Genomic DNA, 11,838 nt, shown 5'->3' on the forward strand with positions numbered 1-11,838 from the left:
AATGAGATATGGAAGCTTGCAGGCCAGCATCAGTGCCTGCTCTTCCGATTAGGAGAATCGAATGAGTCACGCCTCCGAACTGATCGAATCCGATATCCTCGGCTACCTGAAACAGCACGAGAACAAGGACCTGCTGCGCTTTATCACCTGCGGCAGCGTTGATGATGGCAAATCCACCCTGATTGGCCGTTTGCTTTATGACACCAAGCTGATTTTTGAAGACCATCTGGCAGCCCTGCACAAAGACAACGAACGTGTGGGCAATGCAGGTGAAGCGCTGGACCTGGCGTTGCTGGTGGATGGCCTGCAGTCTGAGCGTGAGCAAGGTATCACTATCGATGTGGCTTACCGCTACTTCTCTACCGACAAGCGCAAGTTCATCATTGCTGACACCCCCGGCCATGAGCAGTACACCCGTAACATGGCCACCGGCGCTTCCACCGCCAATCTGGCCATCATTCTTATCGATGCCCGCCGTGGTGTGCTGACCCAGACTCGCCGTCACAGTTTTATCGTCAACCTGCTGGGTATCAAGCACGTTGTCGTCGCCATCAACAAGATGGATCTGGTGCACTTTGATGAAGCCGAATTCAACCGCATTCGCGATGAATATCTGGAGTTCGCCAAGGCTCTGCATATCCCTGATATCCAGTTTGTGCCGATGTCAGCCCTGAACGGTGACAACGTGGTGAACAAGTCTGACGCCATGCCCTGGTATCAGGGTGAGCCGCTGATGCAGATTCTGGAAAACGTTGAGATCACCAAAGACATCAACTTTGATGACTTCCGCATGCCCGTACAGTTCGTCAACCGCCCCAATCTGGACTTCCGTGGTTTCTGCGGTACGGTGGCCTCCGGCATCGTGCGTAAAGGCGACAGCGTAACCGCCCTGCCCTCTGGCAAATCCAGCAAGGTCAAGGCCATTGTGACTGCCGACGGTGAGCTGGACGAAGCCTTCCCTCCTCAGGCTATTACCCTGGTACTGGAAGACGAGATCGATATCAGCCGCGGAGACGTCATCGTCAAGACTGACAACCTGCCGACCGTATCTGATACGTTCGATGCTGACATTGTTTGGATGAGTGAAGCTGAACTGGAAGCAGGCAAGCGTTACTGGCTGAAAACCGGTGGCAAGCTGATTCCTGCCAAAGTAGAACGCATCGACTTCAAGACTGACGTTAACACCATGGCCGAGTCTGCCACTCGCAGTCTGGCTCTGAATGAGATTGGTCGTTGCCGTCTGGTAACGGATGAGCCACTGGCTCTGGATGCCTACGAACAGAACAGCACCACCGGCGCCTTTATTCTGATCGACCGCATGTCCAACGCTACTCTGGGAGCAGGCATGATCGCCAGTATCGCTGATGCACAGGGCGAGAAGGAACTGGATGAGCTTGAGCGTCTGCAGGCTTTCGAACAGGAACTAAACGCACTGGTACGCAAATACTTCCCTCACTGGGAAGCGAAAGATATCAGCAAGCTGCGTTAATACCTGTCTCGCTATTCAGTGAGCTATACCAGCAAAAAGCCGAAGCCCTGCTTCGGCTTTTTGCTTTTTCAGACAGCGCGCCAGCCCCTGGCACCTTGTAATTCCGCTCCTGCGCCCGCAATATCTGACCCTGCTACTCAACTACTACCCGCACATTGAAGTGGGTAATTAACACGGAGTTTGAACATGGCTACAGTTACGCTGAAAGGTAATCCATTCAACACCAACGGCGACCTGCCCGCGGTTGGCAGCCAGGCCCCTGCCCTGACCCTGGTTAAAACCGATCTGTCTGAAGTGACTCTGGAAAGCCTGAAAGGTCAGCGCGTTGTGCTGAACGTATTCCCCAGCATCGATACCCCTACCTGCGCCACTTCTGTCCGCGTGTTCAACCAGAAAGCCAGCGCGCTGGAAAACACCGTCGTGCTGTGCGTCTCTCAGGATCTGCCTTTTGCCCAGGCGCGCTTCTGCGGCGCTGAGGGTCTGGACAAGGTCATCCCAGCTTCTGCCTTCCGCTCCGATTTCGCTGCTGATTACGGCGTAAAACTGATCGACGGCCCGCTGACCGGTCTGACAGCACGTTGTGTCGTGGTGGTTGATGCTGAAGGTAAAGTGGCCTACACCGAGCTGGTAGGCGAAGTGGCCAATGAACCTAATTACGAAGCGGCACTGGCTGCGCTGAACTAAGAGCGAGTTCACGCTCCAGGCAAAATGCGGTACCGCAATAAAAGATAAAGGCGAGCTGACAGGCTCGCCTTTGTTATTTCTGCTTTCTGATACTCGATACTGGCAACCGTCGGAATTGACCTGCGTTAATGGGAGCAAGCCCGTTTTGAGGCAGCGTGCCCTCTCTTGAGGTGAATAGCGCGGTACTACTTAACACTAGCTCTTCATCAATGGACGAAAACGCGCCATGGTAAATACATCTGCATAATGGCCGTTCTTGAAGGCGTAGCGCTTGTGCTCACCTTCGATTTCAAAACCAAACTTCTTGTACAGCGCAATGGCCGCTGTGTTATCGGTGTACACCTCTATTTCCACACGCTCGATATTCAGCCAGCGATCACACATGTCCATAGCTGCCCGCAGCAGCGCTGAACCGACACCCTTGCCCAGATAATCCTGCCGGACAGCCATACCAAACTCGGCAACATGTCGTCGTCGCGGCCGGTTATTACTGATCAGGCTGAGCTGGCCGACGACGTCGTCCCCTACCTCAGCAATCAGATTATGGTAATGGGTGCCCACCTGATCAAAACGCGCTTCCCAGGACTCCTGAGAGGGATAGGGCAACTGCAGGGTGTTCTCATAGGCATGAGGCTGACTGTAAATAGCGCGAACGGCATCGACGTCGGCCTTGTCGGCATGGCGAATATTGACCTCCATGTGGTGTAACCTCGTATTGTTCTGTGCTGCTAATCATGAAATCCACCCATAACCATAGCACAGCGTTGCCAGACACGCGGCCGGCACTTCCTTCGGTAAAATCCCAACCCATAAAATGCAAACAGGCGGGAATCCCCCGCCTGTTTGCTGTGTGTCAGTTCAGTCAGTCGCTATTCACTCAGACTTTCTGACCTTCGTGTTGACGTGCCTTGTTCATTTTTCCGCGCAGCAGCGGGCCTAGTACGGTAGGCAGGATCAGACCAAGAATGGCGATAGCCCACAGACCGATGCTCAGACCACTACTGTAGAAGATGTTCCAGCTGCCATCAGAAATGGTCAGCGCATGACGCATACTGGTTTCCATTTCCGGGCCAAGCAACATGCCCAGAATGACCGGCACCAGAGGAATCTCGATCTTGCGCAGAACATAACCGAAGATGCCGAAGGCCACCATGAAGTAGAGATCCATGGCGCTGTGGCTCAGTGAATAGATGCCGATTGAGGCGACCAGCGTCACGATGGGCATCAGGTACATGGGTCGGATGCTCAGCAGCTTGACGAAGATACCGACCATCGGAATGTTCAGCAGCAGCAGAATGAAGTTACCGACGAACAGTGCCGCGATGACGCCCCATACCAGATCAGCGTGCTGCTGGAACAGCATCGGGCCGGGGGTGATGTTCAGGGAAATCAGCATGGCCAGCAGTACAGCCGTGGTGCCACTACCGGGCACGCCCAGTGTCAGCATGGGGACCAGCGCACCGTTAGCCGCCGCATTGTTGCCTGCTTCAGGAGCAGCCACGCCACGGGGATCACCTTCGCCAAAGTGGGCTTTGTTACCCAGCAAGCGTTTTTCCAGGGTGTAGCAGATGAAGCTGCCCAGAGAGGCGCCCGCGCCTGGCAATACACCCGCAACGAAGCCCAGCACAGAACCACGAATGGCGGTTGGCAGAACGTGGATGATGTCAGACATTTTCAGGCGCAGCTTGTTCAGCACCACCATCTGATGACCCGCACCGGCATGTGCCTCGATAAAGAACATCAGCTCACTGATAGCAAACATACCGACCAGCACGATGATGAAATCAACACCTTCGTACAGCTCCAGGGTATTGAAGGTGTAGCGTGGCGTACCTGTATTGTGATCGATACCCACAGTAGCAATCATCAGACCCAGCGCCGCTGCCAGCAGGGTTTTGACCGGGTTTTTACCGGTTACACCACCTAGAGTGGCAAATGCCAGTGCAAACAGGGCGAAGTATTCAGCAGGACCGAAGTGCAGTGCAAACCTGGCCAGAATCGGCGCCAGCAGGATCAGGCCGATGGTGGCAATGAAGCTGCCTATAAAGGAAGCAATCGCCGAAATCGCCAGCGCTTCGGCAGCCTTGCCCTGACGCGCCATGGGATAACCATCCAGCGTGGTCATTAACGCAGGTTCATCGCCGGGGATGTTCAGCATGATGCTGGAAATACGGCCACCGTACATGGCACCGGCATACACCGAAGTCAGCAGGATCAGCGCCGAATCAGCAGGCAGACCGAGGCTGAATGCCAGAGGAATCAGGATAGCCACACCGTTGGCAGGGCCAAGACCAGGCAGTGCGCCAATCAGCGTCCCCAGAATGGAACCGATGGCAGCGAACATCAGGTTAGTGGGGGTCAGCGCCACACCAAAACCATGCATCAGAAAATTTAACGTTTCCATTATGCCAAACCTCCCAGCAGGCCCATGGGCAGCGGCAATTCAAGACCGATATCAAAAATCAGAAACACACCCACAGACGTTCCCAGACCGACCAGCGCAGCAGAAGCCACGGTGGCGCCCATACGCCAGCTCAGGATAGCGACACAGGCAAAGCTGGCCAGGATGAAGCCCAGATAATCCAGAGACCAGGCATAACCCAGCAATACCACTACAACGACCAGCAGCTCCCCGAAAATCTTGGCACTGGGCCATTCCTGCGAGGGGTCAGGCTTAACGATCAGGTAGATGGCGCACAGGCCCAGAATCCAGGCCAGAATCGAAGGAAAAGTACTGGGGCCAACGACTTCGTTGCCACCAAAAGGTTCGGGCAGTTGAGTGGCACCCCAGCCGTAGGCAACGGCCAGAACCAGCATCAGCATGCCGAAGATACGATCATTGTTCAGTAGCATCTGCTACCTCCACCTATTACGCCCATCACTTCACCGTTAAGCCCAATCGCAGATGCGACTGAGCCACGGACCACACGGCTCTGGCCGTCTCCATGGACAAGTTTGCAAGAAGGAAGATGCCCCATGTCGACGAGACGTGCCGGGAGCCGAACGGAAACTACCAATGGGGGAGTGCAGGCACTCCCCCATTTCACTCACTCAATTACTTGAGCAGGCCAACTTCTTTGGAGATTTCAGCAATATCCTGGATCTGCTTGTGAACAAACTCGTTGAACTCAGCACCTGACTTGTGGAAAGGCAGCAGACCGTTTTCAGTCATAACGTCTTTCCAGGCAGGTGAGTCATACAGCTTGTCCAGAGAGGTTACCCACCAGTTGTAGGTATCGTCAGAAGCACCACCTGGGATGTAGAAACCACGCCAGTTAGGTGCGGTGGTATCAACGCCCTGCTCTTTGGCAGTGGGGATCTGATCATAAGGAGCAGGCAGACGCTCGTCAGACAGTACAGCCAGAACGCGCAGATCACCTGACTGCAGGAAACCCAGCACTTCAGACACGTCACCAGTGAACGCGCCAATGTGACCGCCAATTACCTGAGTAATGGCTTCGCCACCGCCGTTGAAGGCCAGGTACTTGATGTCACGCAGTTTATCAACACCGCCAGACTTGGCAGTCATCAGCACTTTCAGGTGATCCCAGCCACCGTTAGCACTACCGCCGCCGAACTTGACTGAGTTCGGGTCAGCTTTCAGTGCGTTCAGCAGATCGCCCAGATTTTTGTAGGGAGAGTCTTTAGCCACGGCGATAACACCGTAGTCAGCCCCCAGAGTACCTACCCATTTCACCATGTCAGCGTTAACGCCAGGGAACTGGCCCTGCGCCAGACGGGTAGTCGTAGCAGTGGAAGCAGCAACGAAGACACCATTATCGGTGTTGCGTTTGGATACGACGTGAGCAAAAGCTACGCCGCCGCCAGCACCTGGCATGTTCACGGTCTGCACGTTGCCATCGACATAGCTCAGGGCAGACAGCAGTTTACCCACGCTACGGCAGGTAAAGTCCCAGCCACCACCGGGGTTGGTAGGCGCGATACACTCAGGCGCTTTGGGCATATCAGCGGCATTGGCCATCATGGGTGCGCTGACGAGAACAGAAGACAAAGCCAGTACGGGCAGTGCAAAAAGGCGTTTCATTGTTGTTATCTCCACCTGCTGGGGAATTTTTGAAAACACAATGTGACCGGGATGGGGTCAACATGTCGAATAAACATACGCTTGCAACCTGACACGATCCTGACACACACGTATCGGCTATGGGCTCTTATTCTAAGGTCTAATGTCTAGACCATGATGCTCATTCATGCCAGCACACATTACCGAAGGCCTGTACTTTTCCTTATTCCCCAGCCACGCCACACCGTCGCAGTTCTGCTACGGTTACAATTTCTGCTAGGCTTGAGTCGCTGCCACGGAATGGCCAGAAACGGGAAGATGAGGGCACGCCCCTCATTCGCCCAGCGGCCAAAGACAAGAACTACCATCGCAGAACCGAGATGCGCATATTACTCATCGAAGACAATGTCGAACTTGCCGATGCCGTGGCTGAGTATTTTCGCCACCACGGCCATCCGCTGGACTGGGTCAGCTCCGCCGAACAGGCAGAAAAAGTGCTGGCCTATCAAAGCTTTGAACTGCTTATTCTGGATATCAACCTGCCCGGCAAAGATGGCTATCAGCTGCTGAAGGCATTACGCCGTCAGGGGAATCAGGTGCCGGTTCTGGTCCTGACCGCCCGTGCTGAAATTGACGATCGGGTCAGCGCACTGGATCTGGGGGCCGACGACTATCTGGTCAAACCCTTTGATTTCCGTGAACTGGCAGCCCGCACCCGTGCCCTGCTGCGTCGGGATCGCGGCAACGCCAGCAATGAAGTGCGCTGTGGCAATCTGCTGTTTGATCCGGCCTCACGTCAGGTATTCATCAATGACGAGCCGATGGATCTGCGCCATCGCGAAGTGCAGCTGCTGGAAGTGTTTCTTGGCGCCCTCGATCATGTGCTGACCAAGGAAGATATCGCAGACCGCCTCTACACCTTTGATGAAGCCCACACGCCCAACGCCATCGAGCAGACCCTGACTCGTCTGCGCAAGCGCCTCGATGGCTCGTCGCTGGTAATCAAGACCATTCGTGGCATGGGCTATCTCGCCCATGTTGACGACTGACGCCTGTTTCCGCGCACCATGGCCAGACGCTACTCCCTCAAACGCCGCCTGCTGATTCGCATGGGGGCGATTTTCATCATCGCCCTGCTGCTGCTGGGCGTTGGCATCTGGCGCTACGCCGAGCGTGCCGCTGACTACTCCTTCGACCGGCTGCTGACCGGCGCCAGTCTGTCCATTCTGGAACGTGTTTTCGTCACCAATGAAGGTATCGAAGTGGACATGCCCTACTCCACCATGTCGATGCTGAGCCTGGCCCCCGAAGACCGGGCGTTCTATCAGGTACTGGGGCCAGACGGCTTCCCGCTGACCGGCTATCCGGATCTGCCCCTGCCTGAGCACTGGAAGCCCGGCAATGAACCGGTGTTCTTCAATGCCCGCTACAGCGGTGAAAACGTACGCTTTCTGCTGCAAAGCAAACTGCTGACCGAACAGGGCATTCATGGCTGGGTTACGGTGCAGATCGGCCAGACCCGCATCGCCCGTACCGCCCTGACCTGGGAAGTCTTTCTCAATGCGCTGGGGCTGCTGTTGCTGATCATGTCGCTGGGCTTACTGTTTGTCTGGTTCGGCATAGGTCGGGCCTTGCGGCCACTGGGCCTGATCAGTCAGGATTTACGCAACCGTGCTCCGGCCCAGCTCAGCCCGCTGGAAGTCCCGGCGCCGAAGGAAATTGCGCCGCTGGTCAACTCACTGAACACCTTTATGCGACGGCTGCAGGGCAACCTCAATCTGATGCAGAACTTTATCGCCGATGCCGCCCATCAGATCCGCACGCCGCTCAGCACCCTGCAGGTCCAGCTTGATATGGCGGAGCATGAACAGGATAACGCCGCACTCAAGCGTCGCCTGAGCAAGGCTCGCGAGCTGAGCAAGCGGCTGATACGCCTGACCAACCAGCTGCTGGCTCACGCTCTGGTGATTCACCGCGGCGACACGCAAACGCTGGCCAGAGTCAACCTGAACGAACTGGGGCGTCAGGTTCTGACCGAAGCTGTGCGCGACCATGCCCACACTGCGGTGGATTTTGGCTATGACACCAATGTGCAGTCAGCCTGGATTCAGGGCGACACCATCAGTCTCAAGGAGGCGCTGCGTAACCTGCTGGATAATGCCGTTAAATATGGCCCGGCGGACAACCAGATTACACTCGCTGTGCACGCTCAGAATGGCCAGCTGCAGATCAGTGTCGAAGATCGCGGCCCGGGCATCCCCACCGCGCAGCATCAGCAGGTGCAGCAGCGTTTCGAGCGTCTGGCTGAAGATCGTGCAGGGTCAGGTCTGGGGCTCGCCATCGTCCGGGCCGTTGCCGATGCGCATCAGGCGGACATGACGCTGAGTAATGGGGAAAGTGGCGGACTAAAAGTGACACTGTCCTTCCCGGCCGCGGAGCAGGAATGATCATGACAGGGCAATATCGTGCTGTTTTACCGCGCCTGCAGCGCTGCCTGCTGGCGACTGTTGCAGTGACGCTATGCTGGCTCGGCAGCCAGAGCGCTGTGGCGGATTCACCGGATGACAAGGCGCCCACTCTGGGCAGCGCACCTTATGGCGCCACAGACCCTTTCACCGCCAATGCCGGCGATGACAAACCCCATGACACCGGTAAGCAGGACGAAGGGAATTGGCTGTTTATCAAGGGTTCTACCGACAAATCGGCGATTTTCCCGTTAATTCGGGCCTTTCAGGAACAGCACCCTTCAATACAGGTTCGCTACGAAGAAGTGCTGTCACCTCAGCTGTATATGGATTTTCGCAGTGAATATCTGCACCGGGCGACCACCACCGACATCATCATCAGCTCGGCCATGGACCTGCAGGCCAAACTGATCAATGACGGCTATGCCCGCCCCTATGACTCGGCCAATACTGACGATTTGCCCGACTGGGCCAAGTGGCGGCACGAGGGCTTTGGCTTTGCTTTCGAGCCACTGGTGATGGTCTACAACAAAGCGGCCTTCAAAGATCAGACGCTACCGCGCACCCATGAAGAACTGGCCACCCAGTTGCGCGAGCAACCCGCGCTCTACCAGCAGAAAGTGGGTACCTATGACATACGCCTGTCCGGCGTCGGCTACATGCTGTTTACCCAGGATGCCGTGCACTCCAGCATCAACGGCCGCCTGCTGGAGAGCCTTGGCCGTGCTGATGTACAGACGTACTGCTGTACCAGCCTGATACTCGATGCGGTCGCCTCCGGCAAACTGATCCTCGGCTACAACGTGCTGGGCTCCTACTCCCTCAGCCGGGCCCTGCAGGACCCACGACTGGGCGTGATCGTTCCGTCCGACTACACCCTGGCCATGAGCCCTATCGCCCTGATCTCGAAAAAGGCCAGCTCACCCAAACTGGCGCAGCAGTTCATCGACTTTCTGCTGTCCGTCGAAGGTCAGAACGACATTGCCAGTCACAGCGGCCTGATCAGTCTGCTCGGCGATGGCCCTCGCTCGGCCAATGGTATCCGGCTCAATTATGAGTCCAGCTATCATCCCATCAGCCTGGGACTCGGGTTACTGGTGTATCTTGACCAGATGAAACGCAACCGCTTCCTGCACGAGTGGGAAAGTGTCATCCAGCCGGGCAGCATGATTCAGGCGCTGACCAACAGCGATGAGCTGCCCTAACAGCGTGCTTACAATCTGCTGACCTGCGAGACCGGGAATACGCTCTGTGGCTCAGTGTGGCGGCGTATCCAGCGGGTCGTTCAGCAGCCTGAGCATAAGCTCCAGACAAAATCGGGTCATCTTGCCCTGATCCATATCCCGCGCGTCATAGCGGCGCAGCATCATGCCCTGAATCAGGGTGGCGCGTAGCTCGACGATCAGTTTCAGGTAGTCATCATTAACCCCGGGAAAAGCCTTGCGCAGAAGACTGACCGCCTTGGCCTGCAGGGTCAGATGGGCCTGATAGGAAATCTCGGCAATGGCCGGATTACGCGCCGCCTCGGCCTGAATTTCCAGCAGCAGCGCCCGGTCAGCATCGGCGATACGGGCTGGCGCCATGCTGCTTTCATTCCACTCCACCGGCTTCAGCCAGCCTTTTTCCAGCTCCATCCATTGCAGACGCTGATTGGTCATACGCTCCACCAGCGCAGCGATAATGGCCTCCTTGTTTGCAAAGTAACGGTAAATCTGCCCGACACTGAGGCCCGACGATTCTGCGATCATGGCCATACTGGTACGATGAAAACCCAGCTCAACAACATGATGCTGCGCCGCATCGAGAATCAGCTCGCGGCGTTGCTGGTCCCTTTCTGTCTTAGTCTGGCTCTTGTTATCTGTTGTAACCATTCTTTAAACCATGCTGCTAGGGGCTTAATCCGTAGCATTGTATAGTTTTGAGAATGATCATTCTCAATTTTATCCTGTGGCATCGGTAACCCATGAAATACTTATCTACGATGGCTGGGCTGATCCTTCTGCCTCTTGCTCTGGCTGGCTGCCAGAAAGAGGAAGTAGCACAACAGCAACAGCAGCGCACCCCGGAAGTCGGTTATATCACCCTCAGCACCAGTGAAGTCCCACTGAAAACAGAATTACAGGGCCGTACTGTTGCCTCCACCACGGCCGAAGTTCGCCCTCAGGTCAGCGGCATTGTGGAGAAGCGCCTGTTTGAAGAAGGCTCAGAGGTCAGTAAAGGCCAGCTGCTGTATCAGATTGATGATTCCAGCTACAAAGCAACCTATAACGAGGCCAGGGCCGACCTGCTCAACGCCGAAGCAACCGTGCGCTCGGCCAAGCTGAAAGATCAGCGTTATGCCGCACTGGCCAAATCTGAAGGGGTGTCCAAACAGGATGCTGATGATGCTCATGCAGCCTATCTGGAAACTGTCGCCAGCGTGGAGAAATACAAAGCCGCGGTAGAAAGCGCCAGGATCGATCTGGATCATACCCAGGTGAAAGCGCCCATCGCCGGCCGCATTGGTATTTCCTCTGTCACCGAAGGCGCACTGGTGACTGCCGATCAGGACACCGCCCTCGCTACCATCCGCTCTCTCAATCCGATTTATGTCGATCTGACTCAGTCCAGCAAAGAAGTGCTGAAATTGCGTCAGACCCTCAAGCGCTCAGGTGTCAGCAGTGGTAACACCGAAGTCAGCCTGCAGCTGGAAGACGGCTCGACCTATGACAGCAAAGGCACGCTGACAGTGCGTGAAGTGGCGGTTGATGAGTCCACAGGCTCAGTAACACTGCGCGCCCAGTTCCCCAATGATGATGATTTACTGATGCCCGGCATGTTCGTGCGTGCCGTGCTGGATGAAGCGGTGGATACCCAGGCCATGCTGGTGCCCCAGCGGGGAGTGGCTCGTGATGCCCGTGGCAATGCCACCGCACTGGTGATTAAAGACGACGGCACGGTGGAACAGCGGCAGGTCACCACTGATCGCTCCATCGGTGATAAATGGCTGATTACTCAGGGCCTGTCCGCTGGCGACAAGCTGATTGTCGAAGGTACAGGCAAGGTTGCCGCCGGTCAGAAAGTGAAAAGTGTGGAAGTCGAACTGGCCGCCGACGGCTCAGTGACTGACAAGGCCGCCGATGCCAGCAGGGTCGCCAATCAAGGCGCGGCCGATCAGGACAAAGGAGCGATGTAAC

Annotated in this window: 11 protein-coding genes; 6 read left to right on the plus strand and 5 right to left on the minus strand. The window is 56.0% G+C overall.

Going from position 1 to position 11,838, the window contains the following annotated elements:
* The first annotated feature begins 61 nt into the window (after positions 1 to 61).
* Both cysN and tpx read left to right on the plus strand, forming a co-directional pair.
* On the plus strand, positions 62 to 1,489 hold the full coding sequence (cysN, locus tag QCD60_RS29140; RefSeq protein ID WP_279790878.1) for a sulfate adenylyltransferase subunit CysN: 1,428 nt from the start codon (positions 62 to 64) through the stop codon (positions 1,487 to 1,489).
* A gap of 186 nt (positions 1,490 to 1,675) precedes the next feature.
* Entirely contained in the window at positions 1,676 to 2,173 is a 498-nt protein-coding gene (gene tpx, locus QCD60_RS29145) for a thiol peroxidase (RefSeq protein WP_104155257.1), read from the plus strand.
* 195 nt (positions 2,174 to 2,368) lie between these two features.
* Here the strand turns inward: tpx and QCD60_RS29150 are convergent, their stop codons facing one another.
* The 4 genes from QCD60_RS29150 to QCD60_RS29165 form a co-directional block, all read right to left on the minus strand.
* On the minus strand, positions 2,369 to 2,872 hold the full coding sequence (locus QCD60_RS29150) for a GNAT family N-acetyltransferase (RefSeq protein ID WP_279790881.1): 504 nt from the start codon (positions 2,870 to 2,872) through the stop codon (positions 2,369 to 2,371).
* A 178-nt stretch (positions 2,873 to 3,050) separates the two neighbouring features.
* Complete coding sequence (locus QCD60_RS29155) at positions 3,051 to 4,577, minus strand: tripartite tricarboxylate transporter permease (protein ID WP_279790884.1); 1,527 nt, start codon at positions 4,575 to 4,577, stop codon at positions 3,051 to 3,053.
* Entirely contained in the window at positions 4,577 to 5,026 is a 450-nt protein-coding gene (locus QCD60_RS29160; RefSeq protein ID WP_279790886.1) for a tripartite tricarboxylate transporter TctB family protein, read from the minus strand. Before QCD60_RS29160 ends, QCD60_RS29155 begins: the two co-directional genes overlap by 1 nt.
* Before the next feature lie 202 nt (positions 5,027 to 5,228).
* A complete protein-coding gene (locus QCD60_RS29165; RefSeq protein WP_279791098.1) occupies positions 5,229 to 6,158 on the minus strand; it encodes a tripartite tricarboxylate transporter substrate binding protein in 930 nt (309 codons plus the stop codon).
* Between the two features lie 419 nt (positions 6,159 to 6,577).
* On the opposite strand from QCD60_RS29165, the gene QCD60_RS29170 reads away from it, so the two are divergent.
* Genes QCD60_RS29170 through QCD60_RS29180 form a run of 3 tightly spaced genes read left to right on the plus strand, consistent with a single transcriptional unit; the run spans position 6,578 to position 9,867 of the window.
* Complete coding sequence (locus tag QCD60_RS29170) at positions 6,578 to 7,246, plus strand: response regulator transcription factor (protein WP_279790888.1); 669 nt, start codon at positions 6,578 to 6,580, stop codon at positions 7,244 to 7,246.
* An 18-nt stretch (positions 7,247 to 7,264) separates the two neighbouring features.
* A complete protein-coding gene (locus tag QCD60_RS29175; RefSeq protein WP_279790890.1) occupies positions 7,265 to 8,644 on the plus strand; it encodes a sensor histidine kinase in 1,380 nt (459 codons plus the stop codon).
* Between the two features lie 2 nt (positions 8,645 to 8,646).
* Entirely contained in the window at positions 8,647 to 9,867 is a 1,221-nt protein-coding gene (locus QCD60_RS29180; protein WP_279790892.1) for an ABC transporter substrate-binding protein, read from the plus strand.
* 51 nt (positions 9,868 to 9,918) lie between these two features.
* On the opposite strand, the gene QCD60_RS29185 is transcribed toward QCD60_RS29180, so the two are convergent.
* Positions 9,919 to 10,533 carry a TetR/AcrR family transcriptional regulator gene (locus QCD60_RS29185; protein ID WP_279790894.1) on the minus strand — a complete coding sequence of 205 codons (615 nt, stop codon included), beginning with the start codon at positions 10,531 to 10,533 and terminating at the stop codon, positions 9,919 to 9,921.
* A 92-nt stretch (positions 10,534 to 10,625) separates the two neighbouring features.
* Between QCD60_RS29185 and QCD60_RS29190 the strand changes: the two genes are divergently transcribed.
* Positions 10,626 to 11,837, plus strand: a complete 1,212-nt coding sequence (locus QCD60_RS29190; protein WP_279790896.1) for an efflux RND transporter periplasmic adaptor subunit — start codon at positions 10,626 to 10,628, stop codon at positions 11,835 to 11,837.
* Position 11,838: the final 1 nt, after the last annotated feature.

Origin of the sequence: Pokkaliibacter sp. MBI-7 (assembly GCF_029846635.1) — a bacterium.
GTDB lineage: Bacteria > Pseudomonadota > Gammaproteobacteria > Pseudomonadales > Balneatricaceae > Pokkaliibacter.